General features: G+C 66.1%; 17 protein-coding genes, 1 tRNA gene and 1 pseudogene. 7 read left to right on the top strand and 12 right to left on the bottom strand.

The genetic code is table 11. The features are described 5' to 3' along the window. Window positions 1-102: 102 nt before the first annotated feature. The 6 genes from egtD to dnaK are packed head-to-tail and all read right to left on the bottom strand — an operon-like array spanning window position 103 to window position 6,069. A complete protein-coding gene (egtD, locus tag ACOGXA_RS12120; protein ID WP_419924130.1) occupies window positions 103-1,077 on the bottom strand; it encodes an L-histidine N(alpha)-methyltransferase in 975 nt (324 codons plus the stop codon). Further along, entirely contained in the window at window positions 1,074-2,351 is a 1,278-nt protein-coding gene (egtB, locus tag ACOGXA_RS12125) for an ergothioneine biosynthesis protein EgtB (RefSeq protein ID WP_419924131.1), read from the bottom strand. The genes egtD and egtB overlap by 4 nt, the downstream gene beginning before the upstream one ends. A 57-nt stretch (window positions 2,352-2,408) precedes the next feature. After that, the gene (locus ACOGXA_RS12130; RefSeq protein ID WP_419924132.1) at window positions 2,409-2,741 is read right to left on the bottom strand and encodes a heat shock protein transcriptional repressor HspR; all 333 of its coding nucleotides are present in this window, start codon (window positions 2,739-2,741) and stop codon (window positions 2,409-2,411) included. Then, a complete protein-coding gene (locus ACOGXA_RS12135; protein WP_419924133.1) occupies window positions 2,738-3,637 on the bottom strand; it encodes a DnaJ C-terminal domain-containing protein in 900 nt (299 codons plus the stop codon). Before ACOGXA_RS12135 ends, ACOGXA_RS12130 begins: the two co-directional genes overlap by 4 nt. After that, a complete protein-coding gene (locus ACOGXA_RS12140) occupies window positions 3,638-4,219 on the bottom strand; it encodes a nucleotide exchange factor GrpE (protein WP_419924134.1) in 582 nt (193 codons plus the stop codon). It lies immediately after the preceding gene. After that, entirely contained in the window at window positions 4,216-6,069 is a 1,854-nt protein-coding gene (dnaK, locus tag ACOGXA_RS12145; RefSeq protein ID WP_419924135.1) for a molecular chaperone DnaK, read from the bottom strand. Before dnaK ends, ACOGXA_RS12140 begins: the two co-directional genes overlap by 4 nt. 142 nt (window positions 6,070-6,211) lie before the next feature. On the opposite strand from dnaK, the gene gpmA reads away from it, so the two are divergent. After that, window positions 6,212-6,958 (top strand): 2,3-diphosphoglycerate-dependent phosphoglycerate mutase, encoded by a 747-nt coding sequence (gene gpmA, locus ACOGXA_RS12150; RefSeq protein ID WP_419926978.1) that lies wholly within the window; start codon window positions 6,212-6,214, stop codon window positions 6,956-6,958. A gap of 22 nt (window positions 6,959-6,980) precedes the next feature. Here the strand turns inward: gpmA and ACOGXA_RS12155 are convergent, their stop codons facing one another. Beyond that, complete coding sequence (locus tag ACOGXA_RS12155; RefSeq protein WP_419924136.1) at window positions 6,981-8,345, bottom strand: ammonium transporter; 1,365 nt, start codon at window positions 8,343-8,345, stop codon at window positions 6,981-6,983. Between the two features lie 189 nt (window positions 8,346-8,534). Here ACOGXA_RS12155 and ACOGXA_RS12160 point away from each other — a divergent pair, with 189 nt between their 5' ends. After that, complete coding sequence (locus ACOGXA_RS12160) at window positions 8,535-11,147, top strand: heterodisulfide reductase-related iron-sulfur binding cluster (RefSeq protein WP_419924137.1); 2,613 nt, start codon at window positions 8,535-8,537, stop codon at window positions 11,145-11,147. Between the two features lie 62 nt (window positions 11,148-11,209). Here the strand turns inward: ACOGXA_RS12160 and dcd are convergent, their stop codons facing one another. Both dcd and ACOGXA_RS12170 read right to left on the bottom strand, forming a co-directional pair. Further along, window positions 11,210-11,770, bottom strand: coding sequence for a dCTP deaminase (gene dcd, locus ACOGXA_RS12165; protein WP_419924138.1), 561 nt, complete (start codon window positions 11,768-11,770; stop codon window positions 11,210-11,212). Window positions 11,771-11,809: 39 nt separating this feature from the next. Further along, window positions 11,810-12,364, bottom strand: coding sequence for an HD domain-containing protein (locus ACOGXA_RS12170; RefSeq protein ID WP_419924139.1), 555 nt, complete (start codon window positions 12,362-12,364; stop codon window positions 11,810-11,812). 151 nt (window positions 12,365-12,515) lie between these two features. Here ACOGXA_RS12170 and ACOGXA_RS12175 point away from each other — a divergent pair, with 151 nt between their 5' ends. After that, window positions 12,516-14,075: a serpin family protein gene (locus ACOGXA_RS12175; RefSeq protein WP_419924140.1), complete on the top strand. Its 1,560-nt coding sequence runs from the start codon at window positions 12,516-12,518 to the stop codon at window positions 14,073-14,075. Window positions 14,076-14,124: 49 nt separating this feature from the next. Here ACOGXA_RS12175 and ACOGXA_RS12180 read toward each other — a convergent pair whose 3' ends face one another. Next, window positions 14,125-14,541: an isochorismatase family protein gene (locus ACOGXA_RS12180; protein ID WP_419924141.1), complete on the bottom strand. Its 417-nt coding sequence runs from the start codon at window positions 14,539-14,541 to the stop codon at window positions 14,125-14,127. Window positions 14,542-14,567: 26 nt separating this feature from the next. Between ACOGXA_RS12180 and ACOGXA_RS12185 the strand changes: the two genes are divergently transcribed. Next, window positions 14,568-15,470 carry a hydroxymethylglutaryl-CoA lyase gene (locus tag ACOGXA_RS12185; RefSeq protein ID WP_419924142.1) on the top strand — a complete coding sequence of 301 codons (903 nt, stop codon included), beginning with the start codon at window positions 14,568-14,570 and terminating at the stop codon, window positions 15,468-15,470. Between the two features lie 26 nt (window positions 15,471-15,496). Here ACOGXA_RS12185 and ACOGXA_RS12190 read toward each other — a convergent pair. Beyond that, window positions 15,497-15,772 (bottom strand): annotated as a pseudogene (locus ACOGXA_RS12190) (amidohydrolase family protein); the annotation flags it as partial. 213 nt (window positions 15,773-15,985) lie between these two features. Here ACOGXA_RS12190 and ACOGXA_RS12195 point away from each other — a divergent pair. From ACOGXA_RS12195 to ACOGXA_RS12205, 3 genes are all read left to right on the top strand, one after another. Then, a complete protein-coding gene (locus ACOGXA_RS12195; RefSeq protein ID WP_419924143.1) occupies window positions 15,986-17,605 on the top strand; it encodes a hypothetical protein in 1,620 nt (539 codons plus the stop codon). A 34-nt stretch (window positions 17,606-17,639) separates the two neighbouring features. Next, a tRNA-Gly gene (locus tag ACOGXA_RS12200) sits at window positions 17,640-17,713 on the top strand. A gap of 2 nt (window positions 17,714-17,715) precedes the next feature. After that, the gene (locus tag ACOGXA_RS12205) at window positions 17,716-18,513 is read left to right on the top strand and encodes a sugar phosphate isomerase/epimerase family protein (protein ID WP_419924144.1); all 798 of its coding nucleotides are present in this window, start codon (window positions 17,716-17,718) and stop codon (window positions 18,511-18,513) included. 21 nt (window positions 18,514-18,534) lie between these two features. Here the strand turns inward: ACOGXA_RS12205 and ACOGXA_RS12210 are convergent, their stop codons facing one another. Next, window positions 18,535-18,735 (bottom strand): ferredoxin, encoded by a 201-nt coding sequence (locus ACOGXA_RS12210; protein WP_419924145.1) that lies wholly within the window; start codon window positions 18,733-18,735, stop codon window positions 18,535-18,537. Window positions 18,736-18,740 lie beyond the last annotated feature (5 nt).

An 18,740-nucleotide genomic window follows, 5' to 3' on the forward strand; every position in this document is an offset into this window, starting at 1 on the left:
CAACCCGACCCTACTCGCGCCAAGCTGGTGCTTGACCACCATTAGAGCCTGCCCCGCGCCATACCGCCTCTGGTGTGGCCCCACAAGTGGGCGACGAGGGCCCTATCCCACCATCCGCGACAGGACCAGGGCGTAATCGCCCTGGGCGTCGGTCCAAAGCTGCTCCATGGCCAAACCGACGGAGGCCAGTTCCGGGCCGATGTTCTCGGACCGGAATTTGGCGCTGATCTCGGTTCGCATGCGCTCACCTTGGGCAAAGTCCACAGCAAGGCCCAGCCCGCCGATGGTCACCCGCTGGGGCCTGCGGGACAGCAGCCACATCTCGATCCACTCTTCTTCGACGTCGAAACTGACCTCGTGCTCGAACTGCTCAAGATCGAAGTCGGCATCGAGGCGGTGGTTGATCACCGACAGCACGTTGCGGTTGAACGCCGCGGTCACGCCCGCGGGGTCGTCGTAGGCCGCGATCAGCCGGTCGTGGTCCTTCACCAGGTCGAAGCCCAGAAGGAAGGTGTCTCCCGGCGCCATGGTGTCGGCCACGGAAGCCAAGAAATCCTTGCGGCGCGCGGGGGGGAAGTTCCCGATTGTGCCGCCGAGGAGCATGATCAGCCGGCAGCCGCCGTGGGGGATGTGGCCCATGTGGTGCTCGAAGTCGCCCACCACCCCATGCACGGCCAATCCCTCATAGGCCGCGGCCAGATCGGCGGCCGCGGCCCGCAGGGTGGCCTCGCTGTTGTCAAACGGCACGTAGCGCCAGAGCCGCCCGGTGGCGGCCAGGGCGTCCAGCACGATCCGGGTCTTCTCCGAGGTGCCCGATCCCAGCTCCACAACGGTGTCGGCCCCCGACCGCTCGGCGATCACATCCACCTCGCGCTCGAGTATCTCCCGCTCCCGGCGGGTGGGATAGTAGTCGGGCAGGCGGGTGATCTGGTCGAACAGATTGCTGCCCCGGTCGTCATAGAACCACTTGGGCGGCAGCTCCTTGGGCTGGGAGGCGAGACCCTCGGCCACATCGGAGCGAAGGGCCTGATCTATCCAGAAGGGGTCTAGATGGATGTCGATTTCCGGTTCGATCACGACGCGTCCCGGGCCAGGCGCACCCCGGAAAAGTGCCAGCGGGTATGGGGGTGGAAGAAGTTGCGGTACGTCGCCCGGATGTGACCCGGCGGGGTCACACAGGCCCCGCCCCGGAGCACGAACTGATTGACCATGAACTTGCCGTTGTACTCCCCCACCGCGCCGGGTGCGGGGTTGAACCCGGGATAGGGGCCATAAGCGCTGGAGGTCCACTCCCACACATCCCCGAAGAGCTGCCCCAGGCCGGCGGCGGCCGGGGCGGGGGCGGGATGCCATCGGCCCTGGTCGCCCAGGTTTCCCCCCGGATTGCGCCCGGAAGCGGCGTGCTCCCATTCGGCCTCGGTGGGGAGACGGGCACCGGCCCAGCGGGCGAAGGCATCGGCCTCGTAGTACGACAGGTGGCACACCGGCTCGTCGGGCAACAGCGGTTGGAGGCCGTGCAGGGTGAAAACCCGCCAACCCTCGTCGGGGTGGAGATCCCAGTACGAGGGCGCCTCCCAGCGGTGCTCCAGCCGCTGGTGCCAGCCATCGGACAGCCACAGGGTGGGGGTGTCGTAGCCGCCGTCGGCCATGAACTCCAGCCACTGCCCGCAGGTGGCCAGGCGGTCGGCCAATTGGTAGGGGGGGAGGATCACCCGGTGGCGCGGGCTCTCGTTGTCGAAGGCGAAGCCGCCGCCCTCATGTCCCAGCCATGCCTCGCCGCCGTCGAAACCCTCCCAGCCGGGCGACGGCTGCCCATTGCCCGACAATCCGCCGGAAGCGGCGGGCAAATCGCGGTACGCGGGCCACAGCGCCCGGTTGCTCGACAGCACATGTTTGATGTCCATGAGCAGAAGCTCCTGGTGCTGCTGCTCATGGTGAAGGCCCAACGCCGCCAGCCCGGCAGTGGCGTCGTCCGGCGAACCGGCCAGCAGCTCGGCCATGGCCTCATCAACGTGGACTCGGTAGGCGGCCACCTCCTCGCATGACGGGCGGGAGAGGTTGCCCCGCTCGGGACGGGGGTGGCGCTGTCCGACAGCCTCGTAGTACGAGTTGAACAGGTAGCCGAACGCAGGGTGGAATTCGCGATAGCCGCCCAAGCGGGGCTTGAGCAGGAACGTCTCGAAGAACCAGGTGACGTGGGCCCGGTGCCATTTGGCGGGGCTGGCATCAGGCATCGACTGGATGCACTGGTCCTCGTTGCTCAAGGGGGCGGCGAGCGCGTCGGAGTAGGACCGGACGGCCTGATAGGCCGCCAAGAGGTCGGAGTAATCGGGGGCGAGGGTCACGGTCACAGGATCGGCAGGATTTGAACTTTATCCGCCGCCGCCTGAATTCTCCGATCTCAGCTTTCAGCCCCTGCGGTACAAGACGATGTCGGCCCGCTTGGATTCGAGTTCCCGGGTGAGGCGCTGCACTTGGTCTCTGAGCCGAGCCACCTCGGCCTCCAGGGACAGCACCCGCTCCACGCCGTCGAGGTTCATGCCCTCGCTGGTGAGCTCGTGGACCCGGCGGAGCCTCTCTATGTCGGCGTCGCTGTAGCGCCGGCTCCCCCCGCCGGTGCGGGCCGGCTGCACCAACCCCCGGCGGTCGTAGATTCGCAGGGTCTGGGGATGGATGCCGGCCAACTCGGCCGCCACCGATATGACATAAACCGCACGATCGCGGCCTCGGGGGTCGATCACGGTCCCGCCTCCATCGTCTCTTCGAATGCTTGCAGGGCCCGGCGCTGCTCGTCGGTCAGCTCGGTGGGTACCGCCAAGGCCACCTTCACCAGCAGATCGCCGGTTCCCTTGGCTGTCTCCACGCCCCGGCCCCGAACCCGCAGAACCTGGCCGGGCTGGCTGCCGGGGGGCAGGCGCAGCGTTACCGGCTCGCCCTCAAAGGTGGGCACCGAGATCTCTGCGCCCAGCACGGCTTGGGCAAACGACACCGGGACACTCACCGTGAGATTCTTGCCCTGGCGCCCGAAAACCGGGTGCGCTTTGACCTTGACCGTCACATAGAGGTCGCCCGGCGGCCCGCCGTTGGCACCCGGCTCCCCCTTGCCGGCCAACTTGATCTTCTGGCCTGCATCGACCCCGGGCGGAATCCGCACCGAAAGAGAACGTCCCGCCTGGCCCGTTGCGCCGCTGAGCGTCACCTCGGTGGTCACTCCCTGCACCGCCTCGACGAAATCCAGCGAAAGCTGGGCGTTGAGATCGTGCCCCCGCACCGGACGGGGCTGGCTGGTGAACGGAGGGCCGCCGCGATCGAAACGGCCGCCTCCCATGAAGGCCGAGAAGATGTCGGCCAGATCACCCTCCATGGTGGCGCCGCCCGGCCCGGCCTGGAAGTTCATCGGCCCCATGTGGCGCACCTGGTCGTACTGCGCCCTACGCTCGCCATCGCCGAGCACGTCGTAGGCCGCCGACACCTCTTTGAACTTCTCCTCGGCCTTGGTGTCGCCGGGGTTGGCGTCGGGGTGCAGTTTGCGGGCCAGCTTGCGGTAAGCCTTGGTGACCTCCTTGTCGGTCGCCGACGGGGAGACGCCGAGAACCTGGTAATAGTCGTTCTCCAGCCACTCCCGCTTGACTTCCATCTACCCCCGGACCTTCACCATGGCGGGCCGCAATACCCGGCTGTTCCACCGATATCCGGCCCGCAGCACCTCGGCGATAACCGCCTCTCCGTCTCCCGGCTCGTGAACCACGGCCTCGTGCCAGTTTGGATCGAACGGCGCGCCGGTCTCATCTACTCGGGCAAGGCCCTCCCTTTCCAATGCGCCGAACAGAGCGTCCCGAATGGGGGCGACATCCTCGGCGCCTTGGGCTACCGCCGCCTCGCAGGCGTCTAGCACCGGCAGCACCTTCTCGACGATGCCGGCGGCCGCCATGGCCACCGTCTCCTGCTGGCGCTCAGCAGCCTTGCGGCGGTAGTTGGCGAACTCGGCAGTCACCCGCTGGAGGTCGCTGAGATAACTGTCTCGCTGAGCCAATAGCTCCTCGGTTGAAATCAGGGGCTCTTCCCCCCCGGCGTCTCGGCCGACGGTCGATCGGGCCGGATCGGCCTGCTCGGCGGGTGATTCGCCGGCTGGGGGATCGGGGACTTCTTCAACCTGGCATTCCGCCCGGCTGTCATGCAGTTCCCCGTAAGCCGCATCGGCCGCGGGCGGCTCGCTCACTTGGAGTCTCCGTCGTCCTCAACGATCTCGGCGTCCACGATGTCGTCTTCGCCAGCCGAACCGCCCTCGGAGTCGTCGACCGTGAAGTCCCCTGGCGCATCGGCGGCGGCAGCCGCGGCCTGCTCGTACATCGCCGCGCCGATCTCCTGGCTGATGGCCGACAGTTCCTCGGTGGCCGAGCGGATGCGGTCCACATCCTTCTCGTCAACGGCCGCCTTGAGGTCGGCCAGCTTGGCTTCGGCCTCGGAGCGGCGGTCGGCGTCTACCGAGTCGCCGGCGTCGGTCAGCAGCTTCTCCACCTGGTACACCAGGCTGTCGGCGTTGTTGACCGCCTCGGCCTCCTCCCGGCGGCGGGCGTCCTCGGCGGCGTGGGCCTCGGCATCGGCGACCATCTGATCGATGGTGCTCTTGTCCAGCGAGGTCTGCCCGGTAATGGTGATGGACTGCTCCTTGCCGGTGGCCCGGTCCTTGGCCGACACATGGACGATGCCGTTGGCGTCGATATCGAAGGTGACCTCGATCTGGGGCACGCCTCGGGGCGCGGGCGGAAGGTCCACCAACTGGAACTTGCCCAGCGTCTTGTTGTAGGAGGCCATCTCCCGCTCGCCCTGGAGTACATGGATCTCCACCGTGGGCTGGTTGTCGTCAGCGGTGGTGAACACCTCGGTGCGACGGGTGGGGATGGTGGTGTTGCGCTCGATGAGCCGGGTCATGACGCCGCCCTTGGTCTCGATGCCCAGCGACAGCGGGGTCACGTCCAACAACAAGACGTCTTTGACCTCGCCCTTGAGCACGCCGGCCTGCACTGCGGCGCCTACCGACACCACCTCGTCGGGGTTTACCCCCTGATGGGGCTGGGTGCCGGTCATGCCGGTCACCAGGTCGACCACCGCCGGCATTCGGGTGGAGCCGCCCACCAAGATCACGTGGTCCACATCGCCGGCCGACAGGCCGGCATCGGTGAGGGCCTGCTCGAACGGCTTGCGGCACCTATCCAGCAGGTCGCTGGTGAGGTCTTGGAACTTGGCCCGGCTCAGCTCATAGTCCATGTGGAGCGGCCCGGCGTCGGTGGCGGTGACAAACGGCAGGTTCACGTTGGTGCTCTGGGTTTGGGACAACTCGATCTTGGCCCGCTCCGCGCCCTCCTTGAGCCGCTGCACGGCCATGTTGTCCTTGCTCAGGTCCACCCCGTGGTCGTTGCGGAACGAGTCCACCAGCCAGCCGATCACCCGGTCGTCCCAGTCGTCGCCGCCCAGGGCGGTGTCGCCGCTGGTGGACTTCACCTCGAACACCCCGTCGCCGATCTCCAGCACGGACACGTCGAAGGTGCCCCCGCCCAAGTCGAAAACCAGGATGGTCTGGTCGGTGTCGCCCTTTTCGAGCCCGTAGGCCAAGGCCGCCGCGGTGGGCTCGTTGATGATCCGCAGAACCTCGAGCCCGGCAACGGTTCCGGCCTCTTTGGTGGCGGTGCGCTGGGCGTCGTCGAAGTATGCCGGAACGGTGATAACCGCCTCGTCCACCTCGGTGCCCAGGTAGGTCTCGGCGTCTCGCTTGAGCTTCTGGAGGACTCGGGCCGAGATCTCCTGGCTGCTGTAGTCCTTGCCGTCGATGTCCACCGACCAGTCGGTGCCCACATGGCGTTTGACCGAGCGAATGGTGCGATCGGGGTTGGTGATGGCCTGGCGCTTGGCCACTTCGCCCACCAGTACCTCTCCCTCCTTGGAGAACGCCACCACTGACGGGGTGGTGCGAGAGCCCTCTGCGTTGGCGATTACCGTGGGCTCACCGCCCTCGAGCACTGCCACCACGCTGTTGGTGGTGCCCAGATCGATGCCGACAACCTTTCCCATTTGTTTGACTCCTTGTTGGATTTTGCTTCGCCGGATTGCGATTTTACCGCTTCCAGGATACCCCTTGCATTCCTCCATAGCAAAACTTGAGTGATGTGTACTAAGGGTAGGCGCCCCTACACTGGGCGCCGTGGATCCTGCCATGCTGATATTGCTCCGACACGGTCAGAGCCAGTGGAACGCCTCCAACCAGTTCACCGGCTGGTACGACTGCGACCTGACGCCCAAAGGCGAAGCCGAGGCTCAAGCCGGCGGGAAGGCGCTAACCGAGGCCGGCCTGCTGCCCGACGTGGCCCACACCTCGCTCCAGACCCGGGCCATCCGCACGGCCGAGCTGGCCTTGGCCGAGATGGGCTGCTCCGGGGTGCCGGTGAAGCAGGATTGGCGCCTCAACGAGCGTCATTATGGCGACTTGACCGGGCTGGACAAGTCCGAGACCCGCCAGCGCTACGGCGACGAGCAGCTCAACGCCTGGCGCCGGGGCTACCGCACACCGCCGCCGCCCATTGCCGACGACAACCCGTGGAACCCCAACCGCGACCCCCGCTACGCCCATCTCACCCCCGGGGAGATCCCCGCCAGCGAGTGCCTGGCCGACGTGGTGGAGCGCCTGATGCCCTACTGGCGCCATGAGGTGGTTCCCGACCTGCGGGCCGGGCGGGTGGTGCTGATCTCGGCCCACGGCAACAGCCTGCGAGCGCTGGCCAAGCACCTCGATCAGATCGACGACGAATCCATCGCCGCCCTCAACATCCCCACCGGGTTGCCGCTGGTCTACGAGCTGGGGCCCGACATGATGCCCCTGGAAGCCAAGACGACGCTCGCCCGCTCGCTCGACCCCGCCGCGGCGGCCGAAGCAGCCGCGGCGGTGGCCGGGCAAGCGGGCTGAGCGCCCGTGGGTCAGTAGGAGTTCAGCCCACAGAAACCGGGGTGTCCGGGCCGTACCCGGGCACTCCGTGTTCGTGAAGGTCGAGGCCGCCGATCTCTTCCTCTCGAGGCACCCGCAGGCCCATCGTCTTCTTCATGACGGCGAACAGGGTTCCGGTGGTGACCGTCACCCACACGAACACCAGCACCGCGCCGATGAGCTGAACCACCAGCTGTTCGATGCCGCCGCCATAGAACAGCCCGGCGTTGTCCCGGCCGACAAAGGCATCGTCGTAGCGGGAGAACAACCCAACGGCCAGCGTGCCCCACACCCCGCACACACCGTGTACCGAGATGGCGCCCACCGGGTCGTCGACGCGGATCCGGTCGAAAAACAGCACCGAGTACACCACGATGGCCCCGGCGATGGCCCCGGTCACCACCGCGCCCATCGGGTTCATGGTGGCGGTGCCGGCGGTGATGCCCACCAGGCCGGCCAACACGCCGTTGCCGGTCATGGCCACGTCCAGCGCACCGGTCTTGCGCCAGATGACCGCGCCGGCCACCACTCCCCCGGCGGCGGCGGCCAAGAGCGTGGTCACTGCGGCCCTCATCACGAAGTCGTCGGCCGCCAGCTCCGAGCCGGCGTTGAATCCGAACCAGCCGAACCACAAGATGAACACCCCCAGAACCACATAGGCGATGTTGTGGCCGGGCAGAGCCCGAGGGTTGCCGTGCTCGTCGTATTTGCCGATGCGGGGTCCGAGGAAGACGGCCCCCATCAGGGCAGCCCAGCCGCCAGTGCTGTGTACGATGGTGGAACCGGCGAAGTCGCCGAACTTGGCGTCGCCAATCGCAAGGTCGGAGAGCAGGCCGTCGCCGTGCCAGAACGAGTGGACCACCACCGGGTAGATCAGGGCGGTCATGAAGAAGCTGAACACCAGGTAGGCGGAGAACTTGGTCCGCTCGGCCATGGCCCCCGAGGCGATGGTCACCGCTGTGGCCGCGAACACCACCTGGAAGAAGAAGAACGTGGGGGTGCTGAGCCCGTCGCCGAACGCGGTGAACGTGCCGCTCAGGAAGAAGCCGTCGGTGCCGAACAGCGACCCGGCGTCGGTGCCGAAGGCAATGCCGTAGCCGAAGGCGAAGAAGGCCAACGCGCCGATGCACATGTCGGCCAGGTTCTTGGCCATGATGTTGCCGACGTTCTTGGCCCGGGTGAGCCCCGCCTCTACCATGCCGAAGCCGGCCTGCATCAAGAACACCAGGATGCCGGCGATGAACACCCACAGGTTGTCAACGATCACCTGCACCGCCTCGGCGCCGCCGTCTTGGGCCATCGCCGGAACAGCCCCGATTAGCACTGTCCCGGCGGCAATCAGCGCTCCCACTCCGAATTTCCTCTTCATTGGTACCGGCCCTCCTTCGCCGTGACCTGCCCCCGCGCCACGGCGGCGCCGGTGCAATTGGAAATACGGTAGGAAGTCCAGGTTTCACAATTGTTTCTGCGCTGTGAACTTCAAGCAGGCCGCTCTCGCCCCCTGACTGTCGGCCGAGTGCGAAACCGGAGGATGCCGGGGGCTAGCTTTGGGATCGCCATGGACCAAAAGCGCTTGCGTCCCTATCACATCGTGCTCGGCCTCGGGCTGGGCTTCGCCGCCTTCACCGTCGCCTCGGGCATTGCCTCGGCCATCACCGAGTTCAAGAACCCGTCGGAGATAACCCGCCACCCGTGGGAGAACATCCCCAACGGCTGGAAGGCCGCCTTTTACACCATCATCCCCATCTTCTTGGTGTGGGCCGCCTGGGAGTTCGCCAAGCGGGTGAAGAACTGGGAGCGGGGCGGCCCCGACAATCGCCGCACCACCGTGGCCAACTTCAAGACCCGCCTGGAAGACCTGCGGCGGGGCATGTACATGCGGACGCTCCTGCGAGAGCCCGGCGCCGGGGTCATGCACACCATGATCTATGTGGGGTTCATCGTCCTTTTGGGGGTAACCACCACCCTGGAGATCGACGAGCAGCTCCCCGACGGGGCCAAGTTCCTCCACGGTCGGGTGTACCAGGCCTACTCGGCAGTGGGCGACATAGCCGGCGCTGTCTTTCTGGTCGGAGTGATGTGGGCCATCGTGCGCCGCTATGGCCCCCGACGGCTGCGCCCCTATCGCATCCGCATCAAGTCGCGGCCCGAGCACGCGGTGATATTGGGCACGTTCTTCGCCATCGGCGTCACCGGGTTCGGCGCCGAGGTGTTCCGCATCGCCGACCACGGCGTGCCCGACTTCGAGAAGTGGTCGATCTTCGGCTATCAGGTGGCCACCCAGATGCGGGGCCTCGAGGGTCTCGACCACTGGCACCAGTTCTGGTGGGCCGGCCATGTGGTCGCCTTCGTGGCCTTCTTGGTGCTGTTGCCCATCACCATGCTGCGCCACATGGTCACCTCCCCGCTGAACATGTACCTCCGCGACAAAGAACGGCCCAAGGGCGCCATGAAGCCGATGCCCAACCTGATGGAGACCGATTTGGAGTCGTTCGGCGCGGCCACTGTGGAGGACTTCACCTGGAAGCAGCTTCTGGACACCGACGCCTGCACCATGTGCGGCCGATGCACGTCGGTGTGCCCGGCCCATGCCACTGGCAAGCCCCTCGACCCCCGGGAGATCGTCCTCAAGACCGGGGAGGTTATGGCCGCCACCGGAGAGCCGGCCACCACCCCCCCACTGGGCACGGTGCCGGAGATCAAGGTGGAGGCCAACTCGGTGTTCGAGCGGATCACCGGCGACGAGCTGTGGGCATGCACCTCGTGCAAGGCGTGCGACGAGATCTGCCCCGTGAACATCGAGATCCTCGACAAGATCCTCGACATGCGGCGCTACCTGTCGCTGATGGAGTCCGACTTCCCCTCCGAGCTGGGCCAGGCCTACCGCTCGATGGAGAACTCGGGAAACCCGTGGGGCATGTCGCAGGGCGACCGGGGGGCGTGGGCCCAAGACTTCGAGGGCATCGCCGTGCTCGACGGCGGCGACCCGCTGGAGTCGGAGTACCTCTACTGGGTGGGCTGTGCCGGATCGTTCGACGACAAGAACCGCAAGGTGACCCGGGCGGTGGCCAAGCTGCTCCAACGGGCCGGGGTGAGCTTCTCCATCCTGGGGCCGGCCGAGAACTGCACCGGCGACCCGGCCCGGCGCTCGGGCAACGAGTACATCTTCCAGATGCTGGCCATGCAGAACATCGAGACCCTCAACGAGATGGGGGTCAAAAAGATCGTCACCCAGTGCCCCCACTGCTTCAACACGCTGGCCAACGAGTACCCCCAGCTCGGCGGGCACTACGAGGTGGTCCACCACACCCAGTTCCTAGAGGCGTTGATCGACGACGGCCGCCTCGACATGGACGGCGCCCGCCTCGACGAGCGGGTTGTCTACCACGACTCCTGCTATCTGGGCCGCCACAATGACGTGTACCTGGCGCCCCGGCGCGTGGTGGGTTCGCTGGGCGGCGTGGAGGTGGTGGAGGCCGAACGCAACGGCACCAAAGGAATGTGCTGCGGCGCGGGCGGGGCGCGCATGTGGATGGAGGAGACCATCGGCAAGCAGGTGAACGTGGAGCGGTCGCAGGAGTTGCTGGCTACCGGGGCCGACCGGATCGCCACCGCCTGCCCGTTCTGCTACATCATGATCGACGACGGCATCAAGGCCGAGGGCGCCGACGAGGATGTGGTGGTGGGCGACATCTCCATGCACCTGCTCGAGGCTTTGGAGAACCGAGACGCCGACGAGGAAGCCGCCCGGCAATCCGACCTGCTGACCATTCGGTCGGCCCAGCCCAAAGCTGGCGCGGTCGCGGTGACCGAACGCCCAGCGGCAACAGCCGTCGAGGCCCCGACCGAGGCTGAGCCAGCCGCGGAAACGCCCATGCCGGAGGCGGCCCCCACCGAGGCTGAAGCGGCGGCGCCCGCGGCGCCCGCGGAAAAACCCGCCCCCACGCCCGTGCGCCCGTCGGACGACTTCACCCGCATCAAAGGCACCGACCCCGCACTGGCCCGGGCTCTCCCCGAGCACGGGATCTCCACTTACGAGGACTTGGCCGCGTTGGATGATGCCGGGGTGCGTAGCCTCGAGGCCGCCTTGGAGATCCCCGGCCGCATCAGCAAGTGGAAGTGGCCCACCCAAGCCGCCGCCCTCGTTGCTGAGCGCGACGAGGCCGATTAGTCGACTCCCTCAGGGCAGTTCGGCCCCAACGCCGCCCGGGGCCGCGTCGCCGGGGAGACGATCTACCAGTTCTTCCAGTAGCGGGAGGCGATGGGGCCGGTTTGGTCTTGGTACTTGGAGCCGGCCCCGGTTGATCCGTAGGGGTTCTCGGCCGGGGTGGTCATGCGGATGAAGGAGATCTGGCCGATCTTCATCCCGGCATACAAGGTGATGGGCAGGGTGGCCACGTTGGACAGCTCCAGGGTGAGGCGGCCGTTCCACCCGGCGTCCACGAACCCGGCAGTGGAGTGGATCAACAGTCCGAGGCGCCCCAGCGACGACTTGCCCTCCAACCGGGCCACCAGATCGTCGGGCACCCGCACCCGCTCCAGGGTGGCGCCCAGCACGAACTCTCCGGGGTGAAGGATGAACACCCCGTCGGGCTCGATCTCCACCGGTTCGGTGAGGGCGTCCATATTCCTTTTGACGTCGATCAGCCCCTCGGTGTGGTTGCGGAACACCCGGAAGTACCGGTCGATGCACAGGTCGACCGACGACGGCTGGATGGCGCCGTCGCCTAGCGGGTCGATCTCGATACGACCCTTTTCGAGCTCCTCTCGGATGGATACGTCGGAGAGGATCACGTCAGCGAGGCCAACCGGCTACGGCTTCGCTCGGCCTTATCATGCTTTGGGGGCGAAGAAGCTGCGCACCAGCGGCTCGTAGTGCTCCAGAGGCGGGGTTGGGTAGGCCGGGTCGAACGCAGGCATGTCGTACTCGGCGCAGAACTCGGCGCAGCGGTCGTAGTGGGGGTGGCCGGCGTAGGCGTCGCGGCTGTTGCGATCCAGACCCACATGGTGCCAGAAGTAGTAGCCCTGGAAAACGCCGTGCATCTGCACCATCCACAGGTTGGCCTCCGACACAAAAGGCTTGAGGATGGCCGCGGCTAGATCGGGATGGTTGCGGGGGGTGAGCAGGTCGCCGATGTCGTGCAATAGGGCGCACATCAGATACTCGTCGTTCCGCCCGGCCCTCTCGGCCCGGTGGGCGGTCTGAATGCTGTGGACCAGCCGGTCGACGGCGAAACCCTGGGGCCCTGAAGTCAGATCTCGCAGCTCCCGCAGCACCCTGTCGGCCAACCCCTGTTCGACGTGCTGATGGGCCGGGACGGATGCCGCCCAGTCTTCCGCGGTGGACTCGTCCATGCGGGTGAACGCGGCTTGAGTCAATGTGGTCATGGCCTCCAGCCTACGCCAGAAAGTGCAGCGCAACCGGGCCGGATTTGGCCCTATTTCGGCAAATGTCGCCGTCGTCTCCTTGCTGCTGTGGAAAGGGGCATCGCCGGGACGCACTCGGGAACTTAAGGTCTAACCTTGGCGTCTAACAACTATGACCAAGCTGATCTGCTCACTCCTTGTGCTCAGTGCAATCGCGGTGGCATGCGGCACCTCCCGAGAGACAAGCCCCACCGCCAGCGGGAATGGCACCCCCGCAGTCACCGCAACTCAACAGCCCACTTCCGTTGCCACCGCCGAACCCACCCCGGTGGCCACCCCCACCGCCACCGCGGCCCCCACAGCTCAACCCACACCCGTGGCCACCCCCACCGCCACCGCGGCCCCCACAGCTCAACCCACACCCGTGGCCACCCCCACCGCCACCGCGGCCCCCACAGCTCAACCCACACCCGTGGCCACCCCCACCGCCACCGCGATCCCCACAGCTCAACCCACTCCGGTGGCCACCCCCACCGCCACCGCGATCCCCACGGCTCAACCCACCTCTGTAGCCACTCCCACTCCCACCGCCATCGCGGAACGGGTGGTAAACCGACTGGGTGCCGATCCAGATGCCCCGGTCGGCGAGTGGGTTGGCGGAGTGAATGCCGCCGGGTGGGATTTTCATCGGAGCTTGGAGGGCAACGCGGTTTCCAGCCCGCTGAGCATCGGGGTGGCGTTCAGCTTGAGCCGGGCCGGGGCATCGGCTGACCCGGGGGAGGCGCTCGACAGGGTCTTCGGCTTCCCCAGCACCGATACCCATAGTGCCGCCAACGCCGTCGATCTCATGTTGGCCGAAGCCTCGGTGGCGCCAACCACTTTGGAGGTGGCCAACCGGCTCTTCCCGAAAGACGGATTCTCCCTGCGACGCGATTTCTTGAACACCGCCACCGCCCACTACGGCGCCACCGTCCAACCGGTCGACACCGCCGACGGCGCCGCCGCTGCTGCGACCATCAACCGCTGGGTGTCGGAGAGAACCCGGGGGCTTATCCCCTCCATCGTCGATGCAGGTGTTGTTCAAGACCAAGAACTGGTCATGGTGAACACCGTCTACCTCAAGGCTGACTGGCTGGTGCCATTCCTGGCTGAGTTCACCCGATTCGACCAATTCACCAACGGCGACGGCCAGTCGGTGCCGGTGCTCTTGATGCAGGACCATGATCCGATCAGGCGCCGTTTTGTCCGTCTCGACGACGCCGACGCCGTGGAGTTGCCCTACCAGGGCGGCGATCTGGCCATGTGGCTCATAGTCCCCCGCGATCCCGAAGGCCTGGCTGCTGTCGAAGAATCCCTTGACGCAGAGGCGCTGACTGGACTGGCTGCCGCGGCCCAAGAGGGCTTGGTCCACCTCACCATGCCCAAGTGGGAGCAGACCCTGCCGCCCGCCGACCTGTTCGAATGGCTCTGCCCGCAAGGGTTCTGCCCCGGCGCAGGCTTGGACGGGATTGCCCCCGGCCTCTCCATCTCCAGAGCGCTCCACGGCGCCAAAGTGATCGTGGATGAAAAGGGCACCGAAGCCGCCGCGGCCACTGCAACTGCTTTCCCGACCTCCCTACCGCCCGAACCCGACCTCACCCTCGTGGCCGACCGACCCTTCCTGTGGGCCATCGTCCACCCGGACACCGGGGCTCTCCTGTTCGTCGGCCGCCTCGTCAACCCCGCTCAGTGATCAGCACCGTTCGCTTCGACCTCGCTTTCCCCAACCTCGGTGACGGCACTCATTTCTGGGCAGCCAAGTAGTCGAGCACCTCTCGCTCGGACACCACGTCGGCGTACTTGGCGTCGAGGTCGAACAGGTTGGCCTCGTGGACGCGCTGGTCTCGGTCGCCGCAGGCATCTCCCACCACGATGGGAACGAACCCATGCTGACAGGCGTCGAGTGCGGTAGCCCGGACGCAGCCGCTGGTTGACACACCGGTGATGATCAGCGTGTCGACACCTAATGAGGTAAGGGTGGAGGCCAGCGACTTGCCGTCGGCCTTCTCCTGGCCCCAAACCCGCATGGGATCGCCGGTTCCCGGCGGCTCGACCTTGATCACCTCGGCGCCGTGGTCGGCCAATTGCTGGCCGCAGAACGGGCCGGCCAGCAAAGTGCCCATCTCAATGACCCGGATATCGGTCAGAGCCCCAGACATGATTCTCCAATATGCTCGGACTCGCAGTGAGCGAGCCCATCCAAATCGTCGAAGTGGCCCCTCGGGACGGCTTGCAGGCCGACCCCGCCGACCTCAGCACCGCGCAGAAGGTCGAGTTCGTCGAGCGGCTGGTCGCCGCGGGCCACACTCGCATCGAGGCCGCCAGCTTTGTCAGCCCCAAGGCAGTGCCCAAGATGGCCGACGGAGACGCGGTCATGGCCGGCGTGCCCCGGTCGAGCGAGGTGAGCTACAGCGCACTGGCCCTCAACCAGCGAGGGGTTGAGCGGGCCATCGCCGCCGGGGTCGACGAGGTTTGCGGGGTGGTGGTGGCTACCGAGGCGTTCTCCCAGGCCAACCAGCGGGCCAGTGTGGCTGAGTCGGTGCAGCGCTGGCGCGACATCAGCGATGCCGCCCGGGCCTCTGGCATAAAGACCGCGGTCACCGTCTCTGCCGTGTGCGGATGCCCCTACGAGGGGCGGGTGGATGCCCAGAGCGTGTTCGACATCGTGGCCCAGCTGGCTGAGACCCAGCCCGACGAGTTGGTGCTGGCCGACACCATCGGGGCCGGGGTTCCCACCCAGGTGGCCGACCTGTTCGCCGGAGCCCGGGAGCGTGCTCGCGGCATCACGCTTCGAGGCCACTTCCACAACACCCGCAACACCGCGCCGGCCAACATCGCCGCGGCGATCGACACCGGCGTGCGGGTGTTCGACTCCAGCCTCGGCGGGGTGGGGGGCTGCCCGTTCGCCCCCAAAGCCACCGGCAACGTCGCCACCGAAGACGTGGTGTACCTGGTGCATGAGATGGGATACGACACTGGGCTGGACCTCGCCGCGCTCATCGACACCACCGCCTGGCTGGAAGCCCAACTCGGCCACGGGGTGCCCAGCCTGGTGGCCAAGGCCGGCGGATTTCCGAAACCTCGCTGAGCACCTCACCGCAGTGGCCGCCGCAATCATGTCGGCCGCTTCTGGTATCGGCCTCCAGGACTGCCCACCACCTGTCCGTCGGCCAGAATGCGCTGGCCCCGCAACCAGACGTGGCTGACCTTGCCGGTGAGTTCTTGGCCCTCGAACGGGGTGTAGCCCTGGCTGGACTCCGACTCGGCGGCTCGCACCACATGGCTGGCCGCCGGATCGAGTAGGGCGATGTCGGCGTCGTAGCCGATCCCGATGGTGCCCTTGGTGCCCAGCCCGTAGCGCCGCGCCGGATTCCACGACAGCAGCCGGGCGATGTCGGCCAGCCCCAAGCCCCACCATTTGATGGGACGCCCCCCGGCGGCTGTCACGCTTCGTCAATGACGTGGCTGTCTCCTAATGGAGGTGACCGGACAAAGGGGAGGTGCTGAGGATACGCTCGCCTTATTGAAGTGCCTGGAGATGGTGGCCAATCTGAGATCCTGGCCAAAGTCCGACATGGCCGCCGGAGGACGACAGCCGTAGTCGTGGCAGTCGTCGTGCTCGCCATCGGTATCGGCGCTTGGCAACTGTTGGATCGCGACGGGTCTGTCAGCAAAGTCCACGTCACCGGGCCAGCGGACGTATCTACTGGGCCGGTGCTTGAATGGGCCGAGTACGACCCAGGCCTGGCGGATGCTGTTTCTGTGGGTTTTCTTGAGCCCCTCGGCGATGGGCGCGTTCTCTTCCGCACATTTGACCATGCCGACGGACCGGGCTCAGGCTTCCGGTTCCTGGCCACTGAGAACGGCGTTGACTGGTCCGAGCTGCCGATTCCGAAAGGACTCTTGCCACCCCGTTATGACTTATCCGGTGACCGCTGGCTGGTTGCGGGATATGACTTCAACGGTGAGCCCCGTTCGGCGAATCCAGGAACCGAAAATAGCGGCAGCCGAGTCCTTTCCGGGTATCGGGTCTTTTTCTCCGATGACCGAGGAGCGAGTTGGACTGAATCAGAGTTTGACTTTTCCTCGAGTTCGATCCAAGTGCCGCTTACCTACGACCATATCCCCTATTTTGTCACTGCGGCGTTGACCTCGGGGGATCACATGGTGATCGTGCTTCAAGGCAAAGAAGCTGACGCTGGTGTTCCGCCAGACCCCGGCAGTGGGGTGTCCAGCGGTTCGGAGGACGGCACCAGGCAGAAACCCAAGGCCCGGGTATTTGCCAGCGACGGCGGCGCTTTTGAACAGGTAGCCGAATACGACGGCTCGGTCTACAGCGTTGTCCTCGGTGGAAGCGTCAGCACTCCTGCCGGTTTCTCACTCCAGCTCTACGTTGAGAGCGGAACCGACCCGGAGACTGCTCGGCCATTCACGCTTACCTCCCCCAATGGCCGCATTTGGAGCAAGAACGAGGGTGCCAGCTCACTCTTGCCAACAGCGCTTGGGCCCGACGGAACGCTGTGGAGGATGGTCTGGTTGGGCACCAGGTATGGCCTGCATCGATTCGATCGGGAGGGGATTCTGACAACCAGGGTTGCTTTCGACAATATGCTCCCCTTCCAGATGTTCGCAGGGCCGTCAGGGCTGGCCGTGAACGCGGCAACCTTTCCCGGTAGCGACCTCTTCATCCTCCCTGACCAGCGAATCGTCAAGAAGGGCTTCGAATTGCGGCTCAACGAGCCTGAGGGGGGATTCACCCTTTGGGATCTGGCAACAGGCACCGCAGTCCACAAGTGCGGTCGGGAAGCTTTTTGGGCTCGGGGTCTGTTCCCCGCTGAAGGTGATTGCCAATTCGAGTATCCAGAAGACGACGACGCTGGCATGGACGCGGAGGTCCTCATGTTCGAAGACATGCGAACCGGTGCCGAACTGGTGTCGTTCACCCGAGGGGAACTATTGCCCACATTCCCCCTGTGGGTCATTACCGGGCTGGCTGTCGACAGCCCTGAAGAAGAGGAAGTATGGCTGGGATGGTCGGCCGACGGCATCGAGTGGGGATGGCAATCTCCTGCTGATGCATTTGGGATTGACCCGTTTGAGCCCAGCGAAGCATTGGTCTGGCTTGCCGTCGGCGACGGGTACGCGCTCGCCCGCGTGGAGCAGACAGACGATTTTCCCCCGGACTTCCAATCGATACGCTGGTTTATCGCCCAAGTGCCGTAGCGGGCCTTGGGCTCGATTAGAGTTCCAAACACCTGCGGGTGTAGTTCAGTGGTAGAACCCCAGCTTCCCAAGCTGATGACGCGAGTTCGATTCTCGTCACCCGCTCCACAATGACGGGGCAGATCTATTTGGGCACGGTGGCCATTGAGCCGAATCGGTGGGGTTTGGCCGAACCCGGCGGGAATCCGCTGACCCGGGTGTCGGAGTGGCTGTCTGCCATCGGCGAAGCGGGCTTCGACGGTTTGGAGCTGTGGGAGCGCCATGCCCGTTCGGCCCCCGATGAGGAACTCGACGCGCTGCTGGCATCGGAGCTACCAATCGAGATCCTGAGTTGCTACACCAGCTGGGACGAGCCCGACGATGCCGACCGGGCCGAGACGGCGGCGTGGATCGAGCGGGTGGGAGCGCAGGGCGTCAAGTTCAACGTGGGCAGCGACACGGACTCCATTGCCGAATACACCGAGCGGCTTCGGCGATTCGAGGCCGAGGTGCCCGACGGCGCCCGGTTGCTGTGCGAGTGCCATTTCGGAACGGTGGCCGAGGATCCGGCAGTGGCCCGCGACATGTTCGACGCCATCGCCGGCGCCGATCGGCTGGGGGCCATCGTCCACGTACACCCCATGGCCCGAGACGAGTGGTCGGAGCCGCTGGGCGTCCTCGGCGACCGGGTTCGCCACGTCCACGTTCAAGTGGCCGAAGTTGCTCAGTCCACCAGCGCCGATGAATTGAGCGAGATGCTGCGACCGGCCGCCGATGCCATAAGCGCCGCATCCCCCAACGCCACGTGGACCATCGAGTTCTCCTACGGCATGTGGGGCTTCGGTCGCGACGACGCCGAGTTCGACAACCCGGCCTACATCCTTCAATCCGCCCAACGCGACCTCGTGGCCCTGCGAGCTGCGCTCTGATTGGCCTCTTGGCTGGGACGGTCAGTAGCGGATGGCGCGGCTGGGGCAGAGGGTGGCGGCTTCTTCGACAGCTTCGCGTTCAGAATCGGGCGGTTGGGCGTCGATCACATGGGACAGGGCATCGTCGCCCAATTGGAAGACCCGGGGCGCGACCCGCTCGCAATAGCCCACCCCCTGGCATTGGTGGTGGTCGACGGTGACGTGCAGCTTTTCGTCGCCCATGGATG

Source organism: Candidatus Poriferisocius sp., assembly GCF_965208475.1.
Lineage (GTDB): Bacteria > Actinomycetota > Acidimicrobiia > Acidimicrobiales > Bin134 > Poriferisocius.